This window comes from Shewanella glacialipiscicola, from assembly GCF_023283485.1.
Taxonomy (GTDB): domain Bacteria; phylum Pseudomonadota; class Gammaproteobacteria; order Enterobacterales; family Shewanellaceae; genus Shewanella; species Shewanella glacialipiscicola.
On sequence record NZ_JAKILU010000001.1, the window covers coordinates 62,275 to 88,205 of the forward strand.

The following is a 25,931-nucleotide window of genomic DNA, read 5'->3' on the forward strand; positions in this document are numbered from 1 at the left end:
GTGATGAATTTAAGTGAATGGTTTCCATTTTTTCCGGCTCTGGTATGATCAGTGACCATTAAGGTACACAACAACTGGATAAGTGGCTGATGATAATCAATGCCAAAGGACCTGCAAGTTTTGCAGAGAAGTATATTGTGAGATCCATATGGGACAATAAGTTTCCCCCAGGATCCATTTTACCGGCTGAACGTGAACTCTCTGAGTTGATTGGCGTGACTCGTACCACCTTACGTGAAGTGTTGCAGCGCTTAGCGCGCGATGGATGGTTGAAAATTCAACACGGTAAACCGACTCGAGTTAATAACTTCTGGGAAACCTCTGGTTTGAATATTCTTGAGACTATTGCCGATCTCAATCCTGAAGGATTTCCGGTGTTAGTTGATCAATTGTTATCGGCTAGAACTAATGTGAGTGCCATCTATTTCCGCGGTGCGCTGCGTTACAATCCTGATACTGCGGTAGACGTACTCGCCAAAATTCATCAATTAGAAGATACGGCAGAATCCTATGCCGAATTTGACTATTTATTGCATCACACCTTAGCTTTCTCATCTGGCAATCCACTTTATGTGTTGATTTTAAATGGCTTTAAAGGTTTGTATAGCCGAGTCGGACGCTACTATTTCTCAAGTTCTGATGCACGGTTATTAGCGTTAAACTTTTACAAAGAGTTAGAGCTACTGGCACAGGCGAAAAATTATCTTGATGTATCCGCATTGATGCGTACTTACGGCATGAATAGTGGGAAAATGTGGTTATTGTTACGTGAAGATATGCCGGCTTCGATTGCACAAGATAATTAATAGTCGTCAGTAATATCACATTAAGATAGAAGTCGGTTACGTATAAAAGCCGTTATTATAAAGATATTTATAATAACGGCTTTTATACGTATTATTCCAATTTAACAGTATCAGGGCAGGATGCTAAGGTAATAATACTTCCGTCTTCATTTATTTGCTCAAGAGTCACAGTGAACCCCCATAATCGATGTAAATGTTTTAATACCTCTTTATGATTATTCGCTAACGGGATCTCATTATTAGGAACATAACGTAGCGTTAACGATCTATTACCATTGACCTCTACATTATGTACTTGGATGTTGGGTTCTATATTGGACAGGTTATATTGCTGTGATAATAACTGGCGAATATCTTGATAACCTTGTTGATCATGAATCGCGGATACTGACAGATAATTACGTTGCTCATCATCATGGATACCAAATAATTTAAATTGGCGAATGACTTTAGGTGAGAGATATTGGCTAATAAAGCTTTCATCTTTAAAGTTTTGCATCGCAAAGTGCAATGTATCTATCCAGTTACTGCCGGCAATATCGGGAAACCAAGCTTTATCTTCATCGGTTGGATTTTCACAAATACGTCGAATATCAGTAAACATGGCAAAACCTAATGCATAAGGGTTAATGCCACTGTAATAACGACTGTTATAGTCTGGTTGGGCAATGACACCAGTATGGCTTTGCAAAAACTCCATCATAAAGCGGTCAGTGACCATGCCATCGTCATATAAGTGATTCAATATCGTGTAATGCCAGAATGTCGCCCAACCTTCATTCATTACTTGAGTTTGCTTTTGTGGGTAAAAGTATTGCGCCATTTTACGCACTATTCGGATGATCTCTCGTTGCCATGGTTCTAGTAAGGGTGCGTTTTTCTCGATGAAATACAAGATGTTTTCCTGTGGCTCAGCAGGAAAACGTCGTGTTTTTGTCTGAGATTGTGCCATGTGCTGGTTTGGAATAGTGCGCCATAAATCGTTTACTTGGCTTTGAAGATAAGCTTCACGATCCTTTTGTTTCGCTTGCTCTTCGCTGAATGAAATATTAGAGGGACGCTTATAGCGATCAACACCGTAATTCATCAGCGCATGGCAAGAGTCTATGACGCTTTCGACCTGTTCTACGCCATGTTTTTGTTCACAGTCGCTAATATAGTTTTTAGCAAACACCAGATAATCAATAATCGAACTGGCATCGGTCCATGTTTTGAATAGATAGTTACTTTTAAAAAAACTGTTATGTCCAAAACAGGCATGAGCAATCACCAATGCTTGCATTGTGATGGTATTTTCCTCCATCAAATAGGCAATACAAGGGTTTGAATTAATAACAATTTCGTAGGCTAGTCCCATTTGGCCGCGTTTATAACCTTGTTCTGTTTCAATAAAGCGCTTGCCAAAGGACCAATGGGTATAACCTATAGGCATGCCTATCCCCGCATAAGCATCCATCATTTGTTCGGCGGTGATGACTTCAATTTGATTTGGATAACTACTGAGTTTATAAAGTGCGGCTACCCGCTCTATTTCCTTGAGATAGTCCTGTAGTAACTCAAAGCTCCAATCTGGGCCATCGCTTAGCGGTGTCCATGGTATTGATTTAAGTGTTCCCATATTTCTTCCCCCCTTAAACCGCTTGTTTCTTAAATAATTCCCTAAAGACAGGGTAAATATCTTCGGCTTGACGTATATGTTGTACGGCAATATTGGCGTATTGCCGTTGCAGGGATTCATACTCGTACCACAGTGTTTGATGGGCGCGATTGGTGATCTCGATGTAACTGTAGTAGCGCACTAATGGCAGTATTTTTTGTTCTAATAATTGTTTGCAAGTGGGGGAGTCGTCGGCCCAGTTATCGCCATCTGAGGCTTGAGCGGCATAGATATTCCATTCATTGGCGGGGTAGCGTACCTGTTGAATTTCGTGCATTAATTTTAAGGCGCTGGACACAATAGTACCGCCGGTTTCTTGGGAGTAAAAAAACTCGTGTTCATCGACTTCTTTGGCTTGTGTATGGTGTCGGATATAAACCACTTCTAGATTTTTATAGGTACGGGTTAAAAATAGATACAACAAAATATAAAAACGTTTTGCCATTTCCTTGGTGGCTTGATCCATAGAGCCTGAGACATCCATGAGGCAAAACATCACCGCTTGGCTAGAAGGGATTTCTCGTTTAGAAAAGTTATTAAAGCGTAAATCGAAGGTGTCAATAAACGGCACTCGTGCAATTTTTTGCTTTAACTCTTCAATTTGAGCTTTTAAATCTAGGATTAATTCAGCCTTAGTACCTGGAATATCTTCCAGTTTAGCCAGCTCTTGTTCTAACTCCTTTAATCGCTTTTTCTTGCCGGCAGACATGGCAATACGGCGTGCCAATGATGAACGTAAAGAACGGACTATATTGATATTGGCAGGCACACCATCATTGGTAAACCCTGCGCGATAGATTTGATACTCAACCAATTTGTTCAGACGATTCTTTTGAAGATTAGGCAGTTCCAAATCTTCAAATAATAACTCTAGGTATTCATCTTTGGAGATATCGAACACAAAATCATCGTCGCCTTCCCCCGAATTTGAGGCGTCACCTTTACCTGAACCGCCACCAGAACCCGCAGGTGGGCGGTCAATTTTATCGCCGCGGGTAAATTGATCATTACCCGGATGCACTCTATCCTTAATACCGCCTTTACCTTGGTGAAACTGTGGTTCACTTATATCCCGTGTGGGAATACTGATTTTTTCACCTTTATCTACATCCGTTACGCTGCGACGAGTGACCGCATCGCTAACGGCTTTTTTAATTTGTTGTTTATATCGATTGATAAAACGTTGACGGTTTACCGTACTCTTCCCTTTCGCATTCAAACGTCTATCGATAAAGTTCGCCATACGCACCTCCTAAAACTTAGCGTAGGCTTTGGTAGCACCAAAGCCCTGTACTGAGTTCGCGTAAGTTTAAGAAGATTTACGAACCCGTAAGTACCACTCAGACAAGAGTCGAACTTGTTTTTTGGTATAGCCTTTTTCCATCATTCGATTGACAAAATCATCGTGTTTACGCTGATCGTCGTTCGAAGTTTTAGCGTTAAAGGAAATAACGGGCAGTAAATCCTCAGTGTTGGAGAACATTTTTTTCTCGATCACAGTGCGAAGTTTCTCGTAACTAGTCCAGAGCGGGTTATTACCCTCATGATTTGCACGGGCACGCAGTACAAAGTTGACAATTTCATTACGAAAATCTTTAGGGTTACTGATCCCCGCAGGTTTCTCAATCTTCTCCAGTTCAGCGTTAAGGGCTGCGCGATCAAAAAGTTGGCCTGTTTCAGGGTCGCGGTATTCTTGATCTTGGATCCAAAAGTCGGCATAGATGACATAGCGATCAAAAATATTTTGACCATATTCAGAGTAAGACTCTAAATATGCTGTTTGGATTTCTTTACCAATAAATTCGACATATTTAGGGATTAAATAGCCTTTTAGAAACTCTAAATAGCGCTCGGCGGTATCGCCGGGGAACTGTTCTTGTTCAATTTGGCGCTCGAGTACATAAAATAAATGCACTGGGTTCGCAGCTATTTCGGAGTGGTCGAAATTAAATACTCGCGATAAAATTTTGAAGGCGAAGCGGGTAGATAAGCCATTCATACCTTCATCAACGCCCGCATAATCGCGATATTCTTGATAAGACTTAGCCTTAGGATCGGTGTCTTTTAAACTTTCCCCGTCATACACGCGCATCTTTGAATAAATAGACGAGTTTTCAGGGGCTTTCATACGGGATAGTACGCTAAATTGTGCCAGTGTTTCTAAGGTCCCCGGTGCGCAGGGCGCTTTAGATAACTCTGAGTTGAACAGCAATTTTTGATAGATTTGCAGTTCTTCCGAGACCCGTAAGCAATAGGGTACTTTGACGATATAAACTCTATCGAGAAACGCCTCATTATTTTTATTATTCTTAAAAGTTGTCCATTCCGACTCGTTTGAGTGCGCTAAAATAATTCCGCTAAAGGGCAGGGCTGATAAGCCCTCCGTGCCATTGTAGTTACCTTCTTGTGTGGCAGTGAGTAAGGGGTGTAGCACCTTTATGGGCGCCTTAAACATTTCGACAAATTCCATCATGCCTTGATTTGCACGGCACAAAGCACCCGAATAGGCGTAAGCATCGGCATCATTTTGAGAGAAGTGCTCAAGTTGACGAATATCCACTTTACCAACAAGGGAGGAAATATCTTGGTTATTTTCATCCCCAGGCTCCGTTTTTGCGATAGCGACTTGGTCTAAAATAGAGGGAAATACTTTTACTACACGGAATTTAGCAATATCTCCGCCAAACTCATGTAAGCGTTTTACCGCCCAAGGTGACATGATCGTTTTTAGATAGCGGTTAGGGATGTTGAATTCATCTTTTAATAGCTGACCATCTTCCTCTAAATCAAATAGGCTAAAAGGGTGGTCGTTAACAGGGCTGCGTACCCCATTTGCGCTCAGGATATAAATGGGTATTTTTTGCATCAGGGCTTTGAGTTTTTCGGCTAATGATGACTTACCGCCGCCGACAGGCCCAAGTAGATACAGAATTTGTTTTGATTCTTCTAAACCTTGAGCTGAGTGCTTAAGGTAAGCCACTATTTGCTCTATGGCATCTTCCATACCAAAGAAATCTTTAAAGGCGGGATAACGTGATATAAGTCGATTCGAAAAGATACGGCTTAATGTTGAGTTCTTTGCGGTATCAATCACTTCTGCTGCGCCAATGGCAAGCAGCAGTCGCTCCGATGCTGACATATAAGCGCTGCGATCTGCTTTACAGATGTCCAAAAACTCCTGCAAAGAATATTCTTCATCGAGTTTTTTCTCATAGCGCTTTTGGTAATGCTCGAAAATGCCCATATAAACCCCCTGAAACGCCAGTGATGTCATGGAACGGAACTGGTTAACCAGCTTCCTACTCTAATCTTAGACACATATTCAAGACTTGCGATAAAAAATACTAAATAAAACAACAACAAATAGTTGCAAACGCAATTATTGCACTTGTTATTTGTAAGCTGAATTGAATGTAATAAATGGCGGGTGGCGAGCGCAATGTATAAAAAAAGAGCCGCGAGGGCTCTTTTTCTGGGTTTATTTAATGAAGATAAATAAATTAAGCTGTGAAGTTTTTATTCACAAAGTCCCAGTTAACTAGCTGCCAGAAGTGGGCAAGGTAGTCAGGACGCACGTTGCGGTAATCGATGTAGTAAGCGTGTTCCCACACGTCAACTGTCATGATTGGCGTTACTGTGCTGTCAGTCAGTGGTGTTGCTGCATTGCTAGTGTTAACGATAGCAACAGTACCATCGGCTTTTTTCACTAACCATGTCCAAGCGCTACCGAAGTTGTTTACTGCTGAATCAGTAAATTGTGCTTTGAAGGCATCGAATGAGCCAAATGCAGCTTTAATCGCATCAGCAACTGGGCCTGTTGGCTCTCCGCCAGCATTAGGTGCTAGGCAGTTCCAGTAGAAAGTGTGGTTCCACACTTGAGCTGCGTTGTTGAATACGCCACCTGTAGAAGTTTTGATGATATCTTCTAAAGATTTACCTGCAAAATCAGTTCCTTCGATTAAGCCGTTTAGCTTAACAACATAAGTGTTGTGATGCTTGCCGTAGTGGTATTCAATGGTTTCTTGAGAAATGTGTGGTTCTAGTGCGTTCTTTGCATATGGTAATGCGGGTAATTCGAAAGCCATTAGTATCTCTCCATGGTCTTAGGTTATCGTTTTTAAACGTGCTCACTGTGACTATTGTACCGATAAAATTTGTGATGTGAATCATTGTTTACTCGATAGCGGCATCGAAAAAACAAATGTTGGCATAACCTTACAAACTATGGGATTTTGTTCTGTGTCTAGCTGTCGTACAATAGTGCTATTGTGTCAATGTCACCCTACTTAGGAATCAAAATGGAAACAGTAGAGAAAATTAAACAGCAGATCACCGAAAACCCAATCATTGTTTATATGAAAGGTTCTCCTAAGTTACCGAGCTGTGGCTTCTCGTCACAGGTCGCCCAGATCATGATTAACTGTGGTGAACAGTTTGCATTCGTGGATATTCTTCAGCATCCAGACATTCGCGCAGAATTACCTAAGTTTGCTAACTGGCCGACTTTTCCACAATTGTGGATCGAAGGCGAGCTGATTGGTGGCTGCGATATCATCGTGGAAATGTTCCAAAAAGGCGAGTTACAACCACTGATTACAGCTGCAGCCGCTAAGAGTAAAACTGAAGAATAAGCGCTAGCTTATTGTTGATAAAAAAGCCGCTACGATTGAATCGTAGCGGCTTTTTTGTTGGTAATATCAGTTGATGATTACTTGAGAAAAACCGTTGTATTTTGTTCGTTTTAATCATCAGCGCAATCAATATTCTATTAAACCTATATCCCATTAAGCAGACTATTAGTGCGATGGCGTATCGTGCGCATGCTCTTTAGTCGCGGGTAATATTAAGTTCATTACAATAGCCACAATGCCGCATAAACTGATACCCGTTAGGCTAAACGAACCGATGCCAAATGCCATACCGCCGATACCAAATACTAAAGTAACACCGACAATACTCAAGTTACGCGGTTCGGATAAATCAACCTGATTGCGAATTAATGTGCTTAATCCTACTGCCGCAATGGAGCCAAATAGTAAACACATAATGCCGCCCATTACAGGCACTGGAATAGTTTGCATCAGCGCGCCTAGTTTGCCAACAAAGGCTAAAGTGATGGCGGTAATTGCGGTCCAAGTCATAATTTTAGGGTCGAAATTACGGGTTAATGTGACGGCTCCCGTCACTTCAGAATAAGTCGTGTTTGGTGGGCCGCCAAAGGCCGCCGCCGCGATGGTCGCAATCCCATCGCCTGTCAGAGTACGGTGTAAGCCTGGTTTTTTCATAAAATCTTTACCAGCAACATTTGATATCGCCAGAATATCGCCAATGTGTTCAACCGCAGGTGCTATAGCAACAGGGATCATAAAAGCGATGGCATACCAATTTAGTTCTGGGGTGACAAATTTAGGTATGGCAATCCAACTTGCAGTAGTCACAACGGCAAAATCAACAATGCCAAAAGCGAGACTCAGGCCATAACCTACTATAATGCCAGCTAAAATCGGCATTACTTTTAATAAACCCTTGGCAAAAATAGCCACAGCGATAGTGGTGCACAGTGATGCAAGTGAAATAAATAAGGCTATATTTGTGGCAACTAAGGTCACACTACCATCCCCACTTTTACCTAAAGCCATATTCACTGCCACTGGTGCCAAACCTAAACCGATAATAATAATTACCGGGCCGACAACCACTGGCGGTAATAGTCTATGAATAAACTCAGTGCCGCGCACTTTAACCAATGCGCCGAGCATGACGTAAACCACACCTGCCGCCATAATGCCGCCCATCGTTGAGGGAATGCCCCAAGTTTGCACGCCATACAATATAGGGGCGATAAAAGCGAAGGAAGAAGCAAGAAAAATAGGTACTTGTCGCTTAGTGATCAATTGAAATAATAGGGTACCAATACCCGCGGTAAATAATGCCACACTGGTATCAAGTCCTGTCAGTAGCGGCATTAATACTAAGGCACCAAAGGCTACAAACAGCATTTGTGCGCCCTGTAGGGGGATAGCAAGTCGTCTCATTTATTATTCTCATTAATTTTAGGGTAAACCGCGAGATGATAACAGTTTGTTGGGATTTGAGCAGTGGAAAATAATCTGCTTTACCGACTCGGATCACTGTTTGGTTTTTCAATACCCTATCAGGCATGGAAATAGGGCTAAATTTTGTCAAGACTCGCTTAAGGCGTTAACTATGGTACAATTTACGTTATCTGACGTTACTTCAACTATTCAAAAAATGCTGAAATTCCTACTGAAGTCGAGCTTAATTGCATTTCTATATTGTCTATCCACACTTCATAGCGTTAACGCTGTTGAGGTGAGTAAATTAGATGAGGCCAATGTGCCTGTGTCTTCTCGGGCGGTTGCTGAACGTGACAAAGCCTTAAAGAGTGCGCTTGAGCAAGTGATTATCAAAAATACCGGTACGGCACGTTCTTTAAATAATAGTCTTATTCAGTCTCAACTTCGTAATCCTGATACCTTGTTGAGCCAATATGGCTATATTGAACAAAATGGTCAGTTGTTGTTAACGGCCAGTTTTGAACACCGTCGCATTGTGGCTTTGCTGCGCCAAGCGCAATTACCGGTATGGGGAACTCAGCGTCCTCTAACATTGTTTTGGGTGGCGATGCCTGGAGAGGGGGACACTATCATTTTAAGTGATTCGTCGACCTTAGCTGAACGTAAACAATTTAGTGATTTTTCCGATGCCCGCGGTATTCCTGTGCTATTACCAATTCTCGATCTTGACGAGCTTATGGGCATTAATCCTAACGATATTAAGGGCATGTTTGCCGATATTGTGGCCAGTGTCTCTGGCCGTTATCAAGCTGATTTTCTGGCATTAGTGGCGATTGATGCCGTAGGTAATCAAGTTCGTTATCGTTTAAATTTATATAATAAGGCGACGGTTGATTCTTTAACGCCACCTATATTTACCTTTAACGGCACTGCTGAGAGTTCGCCCCAGGCATTGACAGCTATGATGGCGGCGCTAGGGGAATATTATTTTACCAAATATGCCATTGCTGATACGGGCGCGCAGCAAGGGGCGAGTGTTACCTTTGTAAACATACAAAAAATGGCGCAATTAGTGGAAGTTGAAAAGTATTTAAAACAGCTCAGTGCAGTTAAAAATGCCACGTTAACGCATATCAAAGGTCATACCGCGACATTCTCATTAGATTTGTTTGGTTCAGAAACCGATTTAGAACGTTTGTTGAGTTTAGAGCCGCGTATTTCTGTGGTCGCCCCTGTGAGTGCAGGCGAGTTTAGTCCAGTCGCAAATAAAGCGGGTAAACCGGTTTATGAGTGGCGTTTACCCTAGAATATTATTGGCAGTGCTAAGTTTACTTAGCACTGCCTTGTGTTAATTTGAATTGAGAAGACCGAGTGCCATTAAACTCACCTCTACAACTCTCGCTACCTGTGCATTTGCCAGATGACGAAACCTTTAATAGTTATTATCCGGCTTCGGGTAATGATGAGCTTATTCAAAAACTAAGAGCCAGTGCAGAAGGGCATGGTGAAGCTGCTATTTATTTCTGGGGACCAGTCAAATCTGGCCGAACGCATTTAATGCACGCCGCTTGCGCCCATGCCAATGAAGTCGACCGCCGTAGTTTTTATATCCCCTTAGGCATACATGCCAGTATTTCAACAGCCTTGTTGGAAGGTTTAGAGCAGCTAGATTTAGTGTGTATTGATGATGTTGACGCGATCGCTGGCCATCCCGTATGGGAAGAAGCGATTTTTGATCTTTATAATCGAGTGGCAGAACATAAAAATTGTGCCTTAGTGGTCAGTGGCTGTTCATCACCGATTGATGCGGGATTTCTGCTACCCGATCTTGTCTCACGCATGCAATGGGGGCTTAATTATCAACTGCAGCCTATGGCGGATGATGAAAAACTTGCCGCACTACAACGCCGCGCGGCCATGCGTGGGCTGCAATTACCTGAAGACGTCGGGCGTTTTTTACTGAACCGTATGGCGCGGGATTTACGCACCTTGTTTGATGTATTGGACAAATTAGACAAAGCCTCGTTAGTACATCAGCGTAAGCTTACTATCCCCTTTGCTAAAGAGACATTACATCTTTAAGTGAGTGATAGTTTTGTTCTAACCGATATGGAACAGTCAATAATATAAAGCCCGTTATGCTGAATGCAGACGGGCTTTTTATTTATGGCAACATGAAATTTTTTCATAAAAAAGGCTCTATTTTAGAGCCTTTGTCGTTATCAATTGCTGATTATTTATTCAAGTGAATCAAGTTGATGTGCCACTGTTATACAACTTCAAATCGGATAATCGATAAAATTAGCATATTTGGTTATTACACTTAATCAATTAACCTGCAATTTTCGCGAGTACAACTTCATGGTGATCTTTGGTTTTAAACTTATCAAACACATGGGCGATAGTGCCGTCAGTATTGATAAGGAAACTTAATCTGTGGATGCCGTCATAGGTTTTGCCCATGAAGGTTTTCTCACCCCAAACTCCAAAAGCATCGGCAACGCTGTGGTCTTCATCACTGAGTAAGGCAAAGTTGAGCGCTTGTTTTTCAGCAAACTTTGCCAGTTTAGCCACAGGATCTGGGCTAATGCCTAATACAGTCACATTATGGTTATCAAGTGCAGCTTTGCTATCACGTAATCCGCAGGCTTGTACTGTACACCCCGGAGTGGATGCTTTCGGGTAAAAGTACACTAAAACAGGGCCTTGCTTAAGGCTATCAGCCAATGAAACTGAGTTGCCATGCTGATCTTTAAGGGTGAATTGAGGCGCTTTGGCCCCTGCAGTTAAGGTGTTCATCTTTTATCCTCTATCCTCTAATATTGCGGTGCCTTCCATACGACGAATAATACAATTTAAGGTCATATCTTGGGCGAGTTGATAGATACTCTGTTCAAGCTTTTCTAGTTCAACTTTTTCAGGAATATTAATGGTTAATGACACATTTTGAGTCTGCTCACCATCAGGAAGTTCTTCAGAGTAGGAGCGGACTGCTGCGAGATCTAATGATCTGTCAGCCAAGAATTGCGTGATACGTTTAATGGTGCCGCGTTGGTCTTTACCTGTGAAGCATACTTCAAGGCGAGAGAGGTAATTTTGTGGCGTATGTTTAGAGGTACGCTTCATTACTGTCATCAGTTCTAATTCGACACCAAGGCTTGGGAGCATGCTTTCTATTTTAGTTATAGATACCCACGAGCCTGATAACATCATAATTAGGGTAAATTCGTTACCAAATAATGCCATTCGGCTGTCGACGATATCGCAGTCACAGTCACTGGCAAGCCGAGCTAGTCTACCTACGAGCCCAGGACGGTCGAGCCCCATTGCTGTTACGACCAGGAAATTGGTCATGAATTCTCCTCACTTTTCGATATCATAGAGCGAAAACTCAGGGTTAAAGTTGAGTTTTTGTGCGGGATGTAATGCTACCATAACTAATTCAATTTGAGAGCCCCGTTAATGCTTGTCATTAATGGTTGGCATCAGTACCATAGCAAATCCTGAAATCTTGGGGAAAGTCAGATGATAAACGGAAGCATCGTAGCCTTAATCACGCCAATGAACAGTGATGGCTCAGTAGATTTTGCAAGTCTTGAAAAGTTAGTCGAATTCCATATTGACCAAGGTACAGATGCCATTGTAGCCGTTGGTACCACAGGCGAGTCAGCGACTCTGCCTATGTCTGAGCATGTAACGGTGGTTTCACAAACTGTTAAATTTGCAGCAGGCCGAATTCCGGTTATTGGTGGCAATGGTGCTAATGCCACATCTGAAGCCGTTGAGCTCACCAAGTCCTTATCTAAGGTGGGTGTCGCCGCTATGCTTGGCGTCACGCCATATTATAATAAGCCAACCCCTAAAGGGTTGATTGCGCATTATAAAGCTGTGGCTGCCAGCACAGATATTCCACAAATTCTTTATAATGTACCAGGCCGTACTGCTGTTGATATGTTGCCAGAAACCGTTGCCGAGTTAGTCAGCGTTAGCAACATTATTGGCGTTAAAGAAGCAACCGGTGACTTATCCCGTGTCAAACGCCTGCGCGAATTGTGCGGTGATGACTTTATGCTGTACAGCGGCGATGATGCCACTGCCAGAGAATTTTTACTCTTGGGTGGTAACGGCGTTATCTCAGTGGCGAATAACATCGCGCCAAAAGCTTTTAAAGCAATGTGTGATGCCGCACTTGCGGGCAACGCTGAGCTTGCTCTTACGATAGACACGCCGCTGCGCGGTTTATATAGCACACTCTTTTGTGAAGCCAATCCAATCCCCGTAAAATGGGCAGCCCATCGCATGGGTTTGATTAAATGTGGCCATATTCGTTTACCTTTGACTGAACTTTCTGAGCAATGTCATGGTCTGTTGATAGAAGCAATGACTCGTGCCCAGATAGAGGTTAAATAATTAATGTTAAAGAAAGTCACTCCACTGATCTTAGTTGCTGCTGTTGCAGCGTGCAGTTCACCACTTGAGCGTCGCCAAGCAAACGGTAGTGAAGACTATGTTCAGGCTGAGCAAACGCCTTTGCTTAAAATCCCCGCAGGATTAAAAACACCGCCCTACAATAAAGAATTCGATGTGCCTGCGTTAGGGTCTAAAGCCAATGCCACGCTGTATGGTAAAGATTTAGATATTCGTCCACCACTGCAAGTACTGCCGATGGCAGAGGGTACTCGTGTGGAAGAGGGCAGCGATAATATTAAAATCGTGATTGAGTCCATTGATAATAGTGTTGATTTGAAACAAGAACTCTTCACCAACTTAGATGGCTTCTTTGTGCAAAAAGGCATTGCCATTCGCAGTCGTGATTTTGATAAAGGCACGATAGAAACCGATTGGATCGAAAGCCGTGAAGTGATCGAATCGAGCATGTGGGGTTCTGATAACGTTTATCTACTTCGCCAGCGTTATCGTTTTGATGTTGAAGCGCGTCCGCATGGTCGCACCGCGAATATCGTTATTCATTTAGTTGAACACGAAGAATTTTTTGACGATAAAGCGCAAAAAGTATTGTTAAACGGTGAAGATAAACAAAGATATACGATTGATATGCTCAACAGTGCTATTGCGTATATCAGTATTAAGCGCGAACAATCGATTCAAGCTAATCGTTTGAAACAAACCTTAGGTATTAATGTCGATCTGGTTACACCGGAAGACGGCAAAGCATACTGGTCTGCTAAAGCCCCCTATAAGCAAGTGTGGGATCGTCTGCGTATTGTGCTGCCAGAAATGGGCTTTGAAATTGCCGATATGGACAGTAGTAAAGGATTGTATTTTATCAAGTTTGACGATAACTCAGGTTTCTGGAGTTCCTTGTGGGGCGAAGATAAGCTAGCGCTGAAAGAAGGCAATTATCGTTTACTGCTTGAAGATGGTGATACGCCTGAAGAAACCAAAATCTTCTTACGTGATGGTGAAGATAAACCATTGAGTGATGAAATAGTCACTAATGTATATAAGTCACTGTCAAACCTTATGAAAGAAGAACGTAAACTACGTTAATATTATTCATCATCTAAAAGGGCGAATTATCGCCCTTTTTTATTGGCCATTTTTGAGTTTTTTGCGGTTTATTTAACCCAATAGGGTCTTAGTGATCCCTTCAGCGATAACAATGTAATTTGTAAGAAAAAGTAAAACGTATTGCTGCGATGATGTGAGTGAGTAAACTAGTCGTTAACTATGCGAGTCCTTTCTGGAAGCCCGATGAAAAAAATAATGATACTAATCACCCTAGTGGTAGCGGCCTGGTTTGGATACCAAGCCTTGCAACCGCAAGAGGTCGCGACGGCCCAGGTAAAAATTATGCCCAATGTGGTCATAGCGACAACAGCCATGGCACCCATTCGTGATGAAGTCGAAGCTATTGGCACCAATAAGGCCTTTGAGTCGGTGACGATTACGCCTAAAGTGACCGATATAGTCACCGCACTTAAGTTTGATGATGGCGACATAGTGAAAAAGGGCACATTGCTCGTTCAATTGCAGAACGCTGAGCAAATCGCAAAAGTGAAAGCCGCGCAAGTTAAAGTCAGCGATAACCAACGTGAATTCGCCCGAATTAGCTCATTAGTGACAAGTCGCACGGTGGCAGAGTTAGAGCGCGACAGATTACAAACGTTAATTGATACTACCCGCGCTGAGCTTGAACAGGCGCAAGCTTCACTCAATGATCGGACTATTTTGGCGCCCTTTAATGGTCGTTTAGGGTTACGACAAATTAGCGTAGGTAGTTTGGTTTCTCCCGGGACTGTGATCACAACACTTGATGACATCTCTAAGATTAAACTCGACTTTTCAGTGCCAGAGCGTTTTATTCAAGACTTGGCACCGGGAAAAGATGTTGAAGCCAAAGCGGTCGCGTTTCCTGATGTCATTTTTAAGGGAGTCGTGACATCGATTGATAGCCGCGTGAACCCAACGACGCGCACTGTAATTGTCCGCGCTGAAATTCCCAATCCTGAACTGCGTTTATTACCGGGTATGTTGATGAAGGTGAAACTTATCAAACGTAGCCGCGAAGCCTTGATGTTGCCAGAGTCCGCCATTATCCCGATTCAAAATAGTCACTATGTTTATAGTGTTAATGCCGACAAGGTGATTGAACGCAAACAAGTGACTATTGGCATTCGTACCCGTGGTTGGGTAGAAATATTAGACGGTTTAGTCTTGGGCGAAAATGTGGTTATTCGTGGTCTACTAAAAGTCCATCCCGGGGATAAAGTGCAAACGGAGTTTGCTGAAAAGTTTAGTTATCTTGCGGATACGAGCACGGAGCCAAGGGTATGATACTGACAGATCTCTCGGTAAAGCGGCCCGTATTTGCCTCGGTAATCAGCTTGTTGCTGGTGGCTTTTGGTCTAGTATCTTTCGGTAAATTACCGCTACGTGAATACCCAAACATTGATCCGCCGGTGGTGTCTATCGACACTAACTATCGCGGTGCCAGTGCTGCTGTGGTCGAAAGTCGAATAACCCAATTGATAGAAGACAGGATCAGCGGCGTCGAAGGTATTCGCCATGTGAGCTCATCGAGCAGTGATGGCCGTTCATCGGTAACCTTAGAGTTTGATATTAGTCGTAATATTGAAGATGCGGCTAACGATATACGTGATCGTATTTCCGGTTTACTCGACAATTTGCCCGAGGAGGCCGATCCCCCAGAAGTGCAAAAAGCCAATGGCGGCGATGAAGTGATCATGTGGCTCAATTTGGTGTCAGATAAAATGACCACCTTAGAGTTGACAGATTATACCAACCGCTATTTGTCGGACCGCTTCTCTGTTGTTGATGGTGTGGCGCGGATGCGGATTGGTGGCGGTAAAGTGTATGCTATGCGCGTTTGGCTTGACAGACAGGCTTTAGCGTCTCGCAGCTTAACCGTTGCCGATGTAGAAGCTGCGCTGCGAGCTGAAAACGTCGAGTTACCCGCCGGTTCAATAGAATCAAAAGAGCGCCAGTTTACTGTAAGGCTTGAGCGCGGTTACCGCACCGCTGAAGATTTTGCTAACTTAGTGATCACTCAAGGTGAAGATGGTTACTTAGTTAAATTGGGCGATGTGGCGCGGGTAGAAATTGGCTCTGAAGAAGAGCGGATTATGTTCCGCGGAAACAAAGAGGCCATGATTGGTTTAGGCGTGTCCAAACAGTCAACGGCTAATACCTTAGAAGTCGCCCGCGCGGTGAATGCGTTGGTCGATAAAATTAATCCCACTTTACCTGCTGGCATGTCGATAAAGCGCAGCTACGATAGTTCAATATTTATTGAAGCCTCGATTAAAGAGGTCTACCAAACCCTGTTCACCGCTATGGTCCTCGTGATTATTGTGATTTATCTGTTCCTTGGCAGTGTGCGCGCCATGTTGATCCCCGCGATCACTGTGCCAGTGTCCTTACTCGGCACGTTTATCGTATTGTATGCACTTGGCTATACCATCAACCTCTTAACGTTATTGGCGATGATCCTTGCCATCGGTATGGTGGTCGATGATGCGATTGTTATGCTAGAAAATATCCATAGGCGTATTGAAGAAGGCGACTCGCCGCTTAAAGCCGCTTTTCTAGGCGCGCGTGAAGTTGCCTTTGCAGTTATCGCGACCACCTTAGTATTGGTGGCGGTATTTATGCCGATTAGTTTCTTAGAGGGAGACTTAGGTAAGTTATTCAAAGAGTTTGCTGTAACCATGAGTGCCGCAGTGTTGTTTTCAAGCGTGGTAGCACTAACACTCACGCCGATGATGTGCTCTAAGTTACTCAAGCCAAGCTCGCAGGATTCATGGTTGGTACGTAAGGTCGATGGCATCATGACCAAGATATCGAACCGTTATCAATTATCCTTAAAGTCTGCCATGGCTCATCCGTTATTAATGTCGCTTCTGGTGTTAGTCGCGTTAGGATGTAGTGCTTATTTAGTGCAAAAAGTACCGCAGGAATTTGCGCCGCAGGAAGATAGAGGCTCGTTATTTTTGATGGTTAACGGCCCGCAGGGCGCGAGTTACGAATACATCGAATCCTACATGAACGAAGTAGAGAACCGCTTGATGCCACTGGTCGAAACGGGTGATATTAAACGCTTGCTCATTCGTGCCCCTCGCGGTTTTGGGCGCTCGGTTGACTTTTCAAATGGTATGGCAGTTATTGTGCTTGAGGACTGGGGACAGCGTCGTCCAGTCAAAGAGGTGATAACCGATATCAATAAACGTCTTGCTAATCTTGCCGGAGTACAAGCGTTTCCTGTGATGCGCCAAGCCTTTGGCCGCGGTGTGGCTAAACCTGTACAGTTTGTGATTGGCGGCCCCAGTTACGAAGAACTGGCCCGTTGGCGCGATATCATGATGCAAAAGGCAGCGGAGAATCCCAAGTTATTGGGTTTAGATCACGACTATAAAGAAACTAAGCCTCAGCTTAGAGTGGTGATCGATAGGGATAGAGCCGCAAGTCTTGGTGTATCGATTTCAAATATTGGCCGTACGTTAGAGTCCATGCTCGGTTCACGCTTAGTCACGACCTTTATGCGTGATGGTGAAGAATATGATGTCATCATTGAGGGTGAGCGTGATAATCAAAATACCGCCGCCGATCTGCAAAATATTTATGTGCGTTCTGAGCGCAGTCAAGAACTTATCCCGCTATCAAACCTAGTGACGGTGGAAGAGTTTGCCGATGCCAGTTCGCTCAATCGTTACAACCGTATGCGGGCTATTACCATTGAAGCCAGTTTAGAAGACGGTTATAGCCTTGGTGAAGCCCTTGATCATATGAACCAATTGGCGCGCGCCTATTTGCCCGCCGAAGCAGTGATAAGCTACAAGGGCCAGTCCCTCGATTACCAAGAGTCGGGTAGCTCTATGTATTTTGTGTTCTTGCTGGCGCTGGGGATTGTATTCTTAGTTTTAGCGGCGCAGTTCGAGAGTTACATTCACCCTATGGTGATTATGCTTACAGTACCACTGGCCACAGTGGGTGCCTTGGCTGGTTTGTGGTTCACAGGGCAAAGTCTTAATATTTACAGTCAGATAGGTATTATTATGTTGGTCGGATTGGCGGCTAAAAACGGCATCTTGATTGTCGAGTTTGCCAACCAATTGCGCGATAAAGGCGTTGAATTTGATAAAGCCATTATTCAAGCCTCAGCGCAGCGCTTACGACCTATTCTTATGACAGGTATCACCACCGCCGCTGGCGCTGTGCCTCTGGTCATGGCCGCAGGCGCGGGTGCTGAAACCCGCTTTGTGATTGGTGTGGTGGTGTTGTCAGGGATTTTATTGGCAACCCTATTCACTATCTTCGTGATCCCCGCCGCTTACGGACTGTTCGCCCGTAACAGCGGATCGCCTGAAGCCATAGCTCAACAGTTAGAAAAGGAATTAGCTGAGGATTAATGTTCATCCCAAGTTCAGGTTAAAGTAATGAAATAAGGCGCTTGATACTCATCAAGCGCCTTATTTTTCGCCATTTGAACCTCGTTTTACCCCTTACCCTTGAAATGTCAATTTGGAGCCCCATTTAAGTAACCACTAAGCGTTACTTTGCCTAATTGCGTAATAAATGAGGGAAACTTTCATGTCACAACAAGAAACTCATGGTTTTCAAACTGAAGTCAAACAGCTGTTGCATCTGATGATCCATTCTTTGTATTCCAACAAAGAAATTTTCTTGCGTGAATTGGTCTCCAACGCCGCCGATGCAGTGGATAAGCTGCGTTATCTTGCGCTGACCAATGACGCTCTATACGAAGGTGATGGTGAACTACGAGTTCGTATCAGTGCCGATAAAGAAAAAGGTACTGTTACCATCGAAGATAACGGTGTGGGTATGACCCGTGACGGCGTGATTGAGCATTTAGGCACCATTGCAAAATCAGGCACTGCAGATTTCTTTAAAAATTTATCTGGCGAATCTTCAAAGGATTCACAGTTAATCGGCCAGTTTGGTGTCGGTTTTTATTCAGCCTTTATCGTGGCTAAAAAAGTCACCGTTCGCACTCGCGCTGCCGGTCATAAGGCCGATGAAGCGGTATTGTGGGAATCAGAAGGTGAGGGTAACTTCACTGTTGAAAACATCACTAAGGCGACTCGTGGTACTGAAATCACTTTGCACTTACGTGATGAAGAAAAAGAGTTTGCTGATGATTGGCGCCTGCGTTCAATCATTACTAAATACTCAGATCATATCTCTGTACCAGTTGAAATGTGGCAAGAAGGCACGCCAGAGAGTGATGGTGCTGATGGCGAAAAAATTCCAGCAACTGAAGATTCTTGGAAAGTCATGAACAAGGCTACAGCTTTGTGGATGCGTAATAAAGCCGACATCAGTGATGAAGAGTATCAAGAGTTTTACAAGCACATTTCCCACGATTACACCGATGCGCTGATGTGGAGCCACAATCGTGTAGAAGGTAAGCAAGAATACACCAGCTTATTGTATATTCCCGCTAAAGCGCCTTGGGATATGTGGAATCGCGATCGTAAACACGGCCTAAAATTGTTTGTACAGCGCGTATTCATTATGGATGACGCCGAGCAATTTATGCCATCTTACCTGCGTTTTGTGCAGGGTTTGATTGACTCAAATGATTTGCCGTTGAACGTATCCCGCGAAATTCTGCAGGATAACCACGTAACTAAAGCAATGCGTACTGGTATCACTAAACGTGTGCTTGGCATGCTGGAAAAACTGGCAAAAGACGATGCAGAAAAATATCAACAGTTCTGGGCTGAATTCGGCCAAGTACTAAAAGAAGGCCCTGCGGAAGATTTCGCAAACCGTGAACGTATTGCTGGCTTATTACGTTTTGCTTCGACTCATACTGGCAGCGCTGCACCGACAGTGTCACTTGATGACTACATCAGCCGCATGAAAGAAGGGCAAACTAAGATTTATTACATTGTGGCCGACAGCCATGAAGCTGCGGCAAACAGCCCACATTTAGAGTTGCTACGCAAAAAAGATATCGAAGTTTTACTGATGTCAGAACGTATCGACGAGTGGCTAATTAATCACTTAGCTGAGTACAAAGATAAACAACTGCACTCAGTAACCCGTGGTGATTTAGAGCTAGGTGAGCTGGAAGATGCATCTGAGAAAGAAGCGCAAGAAAAGCTTGAGCAAGAATCAGTAGCCTTAATTGAACGCATTAAAGCGGCGTTAGGCTCGACAGTTGCTGATGTGAAAGTGACGTCACGCTTAACGGATACTCCTGCTTGTGTGGTGGCGGGTGACGGCGAAATGTCGACGCAAATGATCAAGCTGATGCAAGCTGCAGGTCAGAGCGTACCAGAAGTGAAGCCAACGTTTGAGATCAACCCAGCGCATCCATTAGTGTCGCGCCTAAATGATCTTCAAGATGAGGCGGCCTTCACCGATTGGTCAAATCTGTTGCTGCAACAGGCGCAATTGTCTGAAAAAGGTAGCCTAGTAGATCCATCGGCCTTTATTAAGCTGATGAACCAAATGTTACTGGCTAACATGAAGTAAATAAATATCGGGGCCTTCTTTTAGAATGGCCCCGATATTGTTTTAATGGCAGTAAGATGTAATTAAGAGTCTAGCCTGTCATAAATACGTTTGTGTATGATAAAGGCCTTAAGCACTAAGGGAATACTATGGATCATATCCTCAGCCTGACTAAAGACAACATTCAGCAAGTGGTTGATGCCTCGATGCAACAAATCGTGGTGTTAGCATTTTGGGCGCAGCCGCAAGAAGATAGCGTGGCTATGCTACGCACCTTAGAGCAAATCGCCACGCAAAATGCAGGTCGATTTGTGCTGGCAAAAGTCGACTGTGAAGCTGAATTAGAAATCGCCAATTACTTTCGCATCCAGAGCTTGCCTACCACATTAGTATTGGATAAAGGTCAACCTATTGATGGCTTTGCGGGGGTACAAGATAGCGCGCAAGTGATGGCAATGCTCGATAAACATTTGCCGCCCATGTGGCAGTTACAATTGGCCCAAGCTAAAGAGTTACTCGCTTTGAGCCAAGTCAGTGCAGAGGATCTTGCTACCGCCACCGTATTGTTAAAAGAAGCTCATTTGGGTTCAAATCAAGCGGGTGAAGTGAGCTTAGTGCTTGCTGATATATATTTAATGCAGGGCGAATTGGTGTTAGCGCAAACCATGCTTGAAAAAGTAGGGTTAGCCGACCAAGACGGTTATTACCAGAGTTTGAAAGCTAAACTGGCGCTTGCCTTAGATGCGGCAGACACCCCAGAAATTCGTGATTTACAGCAGAGATTCGAGCAAAATCCAACTAATTTAGTGTTATTACTCGAACTGAGTAAAGCATTGCATAGTGCTCACCGTGAAGATGAAGCATTAGCAATGCTATTTTCTGTGCTCAGTAAAGATTTAGATGCTGAAAATGGCGCAGTAAAACAAGTGTTTATGGAAATATTAACCGCACTTGGGCAAGGTAATCCTATTGCAAGTCAATACCGACGTAAGCTTTATACCTTGCTCTATTAATGATAAAAATAGCGGTGAAAGTCGCATCTATTTGCGCTTTCTGAGGCTAAAGTCGAAGCTAAAACCCTTCTCAATAGCGGTTAGATGTGCGAATATCGCTGTCCTAAGAAGAATATCAATGCGAAAAGAGGACTTTTCAGATGCGCATTATCCTACTAGGTGCCCCAGGCGCCGGTAAAGGTACCCAGGCCCAGTTCATTATGGAACAGTACGGTATCCCACAAATTTCAACGGGTGATATGTTACGTGCCGCGGTAAAAGCCGGTACACCACTGGGTTTGGAAGCAAAGAAAGTGATGGATGCTGGTCAACTGGTTTCTGATGATTTGATCATCGGTCTGGTTAAAGAGCGTATCGCACAGGAAGACTGTGTTAAAGGTTTCTTGTTAGACGGTTTCCCACGTACTATTCCGCAAGCGGATGCGATGACGGCAAACGGTATTAGCATTGATCACGTGATTGAAATTGATGTGCCAGACGAAGAAATCGTTAAGCGTATGAGCGGCCGTCGTGTGCATCCAGGTTCAGGCCGTGTGTACCATGTGGTCTTTAATCCACCTAAAGTGGAAGGTAAAGACGACGTGACGGGCGACGATTTGGCGATTCGTCCAGATGACGAAGAAAGCACAGTACGCAAACGTCTGGCTATTTACCACGAGCAAACTAAGCCGCTGGTCGAATACTACGGTAAAGTGGCTGCAGCAGGTAAGACGCAATACCACAAGTTTGACGGTACTCAGTCGGTTGCGACCGTGAGTAAACAGCTTGCAAGTGTGTTGAAATAACCTAAAAAGGTTAATTTACGAGAACCAGTTCTCATATTAAAAAAAGCCTGCCAATGCAGGCTTTTTTTATGCGCATCTCAATGTTAGCCTCCAGTTAACTTTACTGACGATGAGCCTAACGTTGAATCCTTCTCCTGCTTTTGGTGTGTTATTGGTAAACCTTGGCACACCTGATGAACCGAGCCCTAAAGCTGTTAAACGATTTTTAAGGCAGTTTTTAAGCGATCCGCGTGTCGTTGATTTATCACCGTGGATTTGGAAACCGCTACTGAACGGCATTATCCTTAACACTCGCCCCGCTAAAGTCGCGAAACTCTATCAAAGCGTGTGGACGTCAGAGGGTTCGCCCTTGATGGTGATTAGTGAGCGTCAAGCACAAAAACTCACCGTGGACTTAAGTGCAACCTTTAACCAGACTATTCCTGTTGAGCTCGGTATGAGTTATGGTAATCCCTCCATCGATACCGGATTTGAGCGCTTAAAGGCCCAAGGGGCTGAGCGCATCATAGTGCTGCCTTTGTATCCCCAATATTCTTGTTCGACGGTGGCAAGTGTGTTCGATGCCGTCGCAAGTTATCTTAAAACCGTACGCGATATACCGCTAATTCGCTTTAATAAAGATTATTTTGACCACAGCGCTTATATAGCTGCACTGGCTCACAGCGTGACGCGTCATTGGAAAACCCATGGTCAAGCCGATAAGTTATTGTTGTCGTTTCATGGTATTCCGCAGCGGTATGTCAAAGAGGGCGATCCTTACCGCGAGCAGTGTTTTACTACCGCAAAACTATTAGCACAAAAACTTGCACTGCATGAGTCGCAATGGCAAGTGTGTTTTCAGTCGCGCTTTGGCCGCGAGCAATGGCTCACTCCCTATGCTGATCAGTTACTGGCTGAGTTACCTGCCCAAGGGGTAAAAAGTGTTGATGTGATTTGTCCTGCTTTTGCTACCGATTGCCTCGAAACCTTAGAGGAAATCTCCATCGGCGCTAAAGAAACCTTTTTAGCTGCAGGTGGCAGCGACTACCGGTTTATTCCTTGTTTGAACGATGATGAGTTACACATTGAATTACTACGGCAATTAATCCAAGAACAAGCTCTCTCTTGGGTATAATGGCACTGGCTTCAAGCTGATTTTGTGGTAGAATTTGCGCCCTTCCGGCTAAAGGGTGGTTTTTTTGTCTCGCTAGCCTAGACTCAATATTTTTAGGATGCTGGGTGGTCTTATCGCCGCGCCAGACGCCAATTAGCATGGATGCCAGGAAAAGAGAACCACTATGAAATTTCCCGGTCAGCGTAAATCAAAACATTATTTCCCGGTTAAAACCAGAGATCCGCTGCTTGAGCAGCTGACTCAACAGCCTCAGCCGTTTGCGACCTATATCAGCGGTATTGATCAAACCTTAGTGGATATCGAAGCAAAAGTAGAAGATGAGTTGCTCAGCCGCTATGGCTTGCCCAAAGGTAACTCGACCCTGATTAATGATGAACAAGCCCACAGACTCTACACAGAGTTAAAAATTCATGGCTTGATTAGCGATGAGTTTGCTGGTGGCACTATCGGTAACACAGTACACAATTATTCTATTCTGGCTGATGACCGTTCTGTATTGTTCGGGGTGATGAGCCAGAATATCGAAGTAGGCAGCTATGCTTACCGCTATTTATGCAATACCTCTTCTAAAGTTGATCTTAACTATCTACAGCCTGTCGATGGCCCTATTGGCCGCTGTTTTACGCTGATTTCTGATTGTGGTGAGCGCACGTTTGCCATTAGCAAAGGCGCGATGGATAAACTGACGCCAGAATTTATCGATAAAGACGTAATACAAGGCAGTTCAGCCTTAGTGTTGACCGCGTACTTGATGCGCGCTAGCGGTGGTGATCGTATTACCGATGCAGCCATGTGCGCTATTGAATATGCTAAAGCTGCGGAAGTGCCAGTAGTGCTGACATTAGGCACCCGATTTTTGATTGAAGAAGACCCACAATGGTGGCAAAACTTTATCAAAGAACATGTCACTATTTTGGCGATGAATGAGGACGAAGGTGAGGCATTAACCGGTTCTCGCGACCCTCTGCTTGCCAGTGAAAAAGCCTTAGAATGGTGTGACATGGTATTAACCACCGCTGGTCCTATCGGACTTTATACCGCAGGTTATACTGAAGACTCCGAGAAGCGCGAAACCACCCACACCTTATTACCTGGTGCTATCCCCGAATTTAATCGTTATGAATTTTCTCGGCCTAAATTGAAGGTTGACTGTGAAACACCGATTAAAGTGTTTGCACACATTTCACCTTACATGGGCGGCCCTGAAAAAATTGGTAACACCAATGGGGCCGGTGATGGCGCATTATCGGCGTTATTGCATGACCTTGCTGCTAATACGTTTCATAAAACTAACGTACCAGGCTCGAGTAAACATAAGCGTGATGGCCTGTGTTACTCGTCGTTCTCTCAAGTGTGTAAGTACGCCAATCGTGTGGCTTATGAAGTGCTAGCCCAGCATAGTCCACGTTTATCCCGTGGCTTACCTGAGCGCGAAGACAGCCTAGAAGAATCCTATTGGGGTAGGTAACTATCTATCGGTTTTAGTTATTTATTGATTATTAAATAGGGCAATAACGGCGCACCGTTGTTGCCCTTATTTTTATCGATGAAGTTATCATCAAGCGGATAATCGATAATTTTAGCTACAGGCGGTTACGAATAAATGTTAACGTAAGTGAGTCCTGATACAGCGATTATTAAGGTGGAATTTTCGGTGAAAGCGCAAATCTTAAGAGAAATGAAAGTGCTCTCGGCTATAGAGCCAGAGTTTGAAGTACAACGTCGTGTCGCATTTATTAAAACCAAACTAAAAGAAGCACGCAGCAAGACGTTGGTATTAGGCATCAGTGGTGGTGTTGATTCTTCTGCTGCTGGGCGATTGTGTCAATTAGCGGTAGATAGCTTGAACCATGAGGATAGCCAAGGGGGATACCAATTTATTGCGGTACGTTTACCCTATCAAATTCAGCAAGATGAGCATGAAGCGCAACTTGCTTGCCAGTTTATTCAACCCTCTAAGTTAGTTACAGTTAATATACAGCAAGGCGTTGATGGTATACATAGCGCAACGATTGCCGCGTTAGCTGAGGCAGGCTTGCCACAGCCAGATACGGCCAAAGTTGATTTTGTTAAAGGTAACGCTAAAGCACGTATGCGAATGATTGCCCAGTATGAACTCGCTGGTTTGGTTGGCGGGCTGGTGGTGGGCACTGATCACAGCGCCGAAAACATCACTGGCTTTTATACGAAGTGGGGTGATGGCGCTTGTGATTTAGCGCCTTTATTTGGCTTGAATAAACGCCAAGTTCGTAAACTTACCGCCTATCTTGGGGCGGATGACATCTTAGTAAATAAAGCGCCTACTGCGGATTTAGAAGACAATAAACCGTTACTAGAGGACGAAGTTGCACTGGGGTTAACCTATGCACAAATCGATGATTTCCTTGAAGGCAAAGATGTCGGTAAAGCGGTCGAGGATAAGTTAATCGGTATTTATAAGGCAACACAGCATAAACGCCGACCTATCCCCACCATTTACGATTAATATTTTGCTGTCACTCAATCAGCACTCGTTTGAATTTTTCGCGAGGGCTTTTTATTGACTGAAATTTCA

General features: G+C 44.0%; 21 protein-coding genes. 14 read left to right on the top strand and 7 right to left on the bottom strand.

Annotation, left to right across the window (positions count from 1 at the left end):
- The first annotated feature begins 89 nt into the window (after positions 1 to 89).
- Positions 90 to 806 carry a fatty acid metabolism transcriptional regulator FadR gene (gene fadR, locus L2717_RS00265; RefSeq protein ID WP_220775100.1) on the top strand — a complete coding sequence of 239 codons (717 nt, stop codon included), beginning with the start codon at positions 90 to 92 and terminating at the stop codon, positions 804 to 806.
- Between the two features lie 91 nt (positions 807 to 897).
- On the opposite strand, the gene L2717_RS00270 is transcribed toward fadR, so the two are convergent.
- From L2717_RS00270 to sodB, 4 genes are all read right to left on the bottom strand, one after another.
- On the bottom strand, positions 898 to 2,424 hold the full coding sequence (locus L2717_RS00270; RefSeq protein ID WP_248937939.1) for a SpoVR family protein: 1,527 nt from the start codon (positions 2,422 to 2,424) through the stop codon (positions 898 to 900).
- Positions 2,425 to 2,437: 13 nt separating this feature from the next.
- Complete coding sequence (locus tag L2717_RS00275; RefSeq protein ID WP_220775129.1) at positions 2,438 to 3,706, bottom strand: YeaH/YhbH family protein; 1,269 nt, start codon at positions 3,704 to 3,706, stop codon at positions 2,438 to 2,440.
- Between the two features lie 66 nt (positions 3,707 to 3,772).
- Positions 3,773 to 5,707 (bottom strand): PrkA family serine protein kinase, encoded by a 1,935-nt coding sequence (locus L2717_RS00280; protein ID WP_248937940.1) that lies wholly within the window; start codon positions 5,705 to 5,707, stop codon positions 3,773 to 3,775.
- A 256-nt stretch (positions 5,708 to 5,963) separates the two neighbouring features.
- Positions 5,964 to 6,548 carry a superoxide dismutase [Fe] gene (gene sodB / locus L2717_RS00285; protein WP_076499554.1) on the bottom strand — a complete coding sequence of 195 codons (585 nt, stop codon included), beginning with the start codon at positions 6,546 to 6,548 and terminating at the stop codon, positions 5,964 to 5,966.
- A gap of 213 nt (positions 6,549 to 6,761) precedes the next feature.
- Between sodB and grxD the strand changes: the two genes are divergently transcribed.
- Positions 6,762 to 7,094: a Grx4 family monothiol glutaredoxin gene (gene grxD, locus L2717_RS00290; RefSeq protein ID WP_220775031.1), complete on the top strand. Its 333-nt coding sequence runs from the start codon at positions 6,762 to 6,764 to the stop codon at positions 7,092 to 7,094.
- Between the two features lie 165 nt (positions 7,095 to 7,259).
- On the opposite strand, the gene L2717_RS00295 is transcribed toward grxD, so the two are convergent.
- Positions 7,260 to 8,498, bottom strand: coding sequence for a uracil-xanthine permease family protein (locus L2717_RS00295; protein WP_220775030.1), 1,239 nt, complete (start codon positions 8,496 to 8,498; stop codon positions 7,260 to 7,262).
- 217 nt (positions 8,499 to 8,715) lie between these two features.
- On the opposite strand from L2717_RS00295, the gene L2717_RS00300 reads away from it, so the two are divergent.
- Positions 8,716 to 9,807: a DUF2066 domain-containing protein gene (locus L2717_RS00300; RefSeq protein ID WP_248937961.1), complete on the top strand. Its 1,092-nt coding sequence runs from the start codon at positions 8,716 to 8,718 to the stop codon at positions 9,805 to 9,807.
- A 65-nt stretch (positions 9,808 to 9,872) separates the two neighbouring features.
- Positions 9,873 to 10,583, top strand: a complete 711-nt coding sequence (hda, locus tag L2717_RS00305; protein WP_220775198.1) for a DnaA inactivator Hda — start codon at positions 9,873 to 9,875, stop codon at positions 10,581 to 10,583.
- A gap of 249 nt (positions 10,584 to 10,832) precedes the next feature.
- Here hda and bcp read toward each other — a convergent pair whose 3' ends face one another.
- Together bcp and L2717_RS00315 are read right to left on the bottom strand one after the other, a co-directional pair.
- Positions 10,833 to 11,300, bottom strand: a complete 468-nt coding sequence (gene bcp, locus L2717_RS00310; RefSeq protein ID WP_220775036.1) for a thioredoxin-dependent thiol peroxidase — start codon at positions 11,298 to 11,300, stop codon at positions 10,833 to 10,835.
- A gap of 3 nt (positions 11,301 to 11,303) precedes the next feature.
- Positions 11,304 to 11,855, bottom strand: a complete 552-nt coding sequence (locus tag L2717_RS00315; protein ID WP_248937941.1) for a glycine cleavage system transcriptional repressor — start codon at positions 11,853 to 11,855, stop codon at positions 11,304 to 11,306.
- A 171-nt stretch (positions 11,856 to 12,026) separates the two neighbouring features.
- Between L2717_RS00315 and dapA the strand changes: the two genes are divergently transcribed.
- From dapA to nadE, 10 genes are all read left to right on the top strand, one after another.
- The gene (gene dapA, locus L2717_RS00320) at positions 12,027 to 12,911 is read left to right on the top strand and encodes a 4-hydroxy-tetrahydrodipicolinate synthase (protein WP_076499567.1); all 885 of its coding nucleotides are present in this window, start codon (positions 12,027 to 12,029) and stop codon (positions 12,909 to 12,911) included.
- 3 nt (positions 12,912 to 12,914) lie between these two features.
- Positions 12,915 to 14,012, top strand: a complete 1,098-nt coding sequence (bamC, locus tag L2717_RS00325; RefSeq protein ID WP_248937942.1) for an NlpB/DapX family lipoprotein — start codon at positions 12,915 to 12,917, stop codon at positions 14,010 to 14,012.
- A gap of 204 nt (positions 14,013 to 14,216) precedes the next feature.
- Positions 14,217 to 15,299, top strand: a complete 1,083-nt coding sequence (locus tag L2717_RS00330) for an efflux RND transporter periplasmic adaptor subunit (RefSeq protein ID WP_220773978.1) — start codon at positions 14,217 to 14,219, stop codon at positions 15,297 to 15,299.
- On the top strand, positions 15,296 to 18,391 hold the full coding sequence (locus tag L2717_RS00335) for an efflux RND transporter permease subunit (protein WP_220773979.1): 3,096 nt from the start codon (positions 15,296 to 15,298) through the stop codon (positions 18,389 to 18,391). Before L2717_RS00330 ends, L2717_RS00335 begins: the two co-directional genes overlap by 4 nt.
- 181 nt (positions 18,392 to 18,572) lie before the next feature.
- Positions 18,573 to 20,486: a molecular chaperone HtpG gene (gene htpG, locus L2717_RS00340; RefSeq protein ID WP_220773980.1), complete on the top strand. Its 1,914-nt coding sequence runs from the start codon at positions 18,573 to 18,575 to the stop codon at positions 20,484 to 20,486.
- Between the two features lie 128 nt (positions 20,487 to 20,614).
- Positions 20,615 to 21,478, top strand: coding sequence for a co-chaperone YbbN (locus L2717_RS00345; RefSeq protein WP_220773981.1), 864 nt, complete (start codon positions 20,615 to 20,617; stop codon positions 21,476 to 21,478).
- 140 nt (positions 21,479 to 21,618) lie between these two features.
- A complete protein-coding gene (gene adk, locus L2717_RS00350; RefSeq protein ID WP_220773982.1) occupies positions 21,619 to 22,263 on the top strand; it encodes an adenylate kinase in 645 nt (214 codons plus the stop codon).
- Positions 22,264 to 22,372: 109 nt separating this feature from the next.
- Complete coding sequence (hemH, locus tag L2717_RS00355; protein WP_220773983.1) at positions 22,373 to 23,377, top strand: ferrochelatase; 1,005 nt, start codon at positions 22,373 to 22,375, stop codon at positions 23,375 to 23,377.
- Positions 23,378 to 23,540: 163 nt separating this feature from the next.
- Positions 23,541 to 24,845, top strand: a complete 1,305-nt coding sequence (locus L2717_RS00360; RefSeq protein WP_220773984.1) for an inosine/guanosine kinase — start codon at positions 23,541 to 23,543, stop codon at positions 24,843 to 24,845.
- Positions 24,846 to 25,031: 186 nt separating this feature from the next.
- On the top strand, positions 25,032 to 25,862 hold the full coding sequence (gene nadE, locus L2717_RS00365; RefSeq protein WP_220773989.1) for an NAD(+) synthase: 831 nt from the start codon (positions 25,032 to 25,034) through the stop codon (positions 25,860 to 25,862).
- Positions 25,863 to 25,931: the final 69 nt, after the last annotated feature.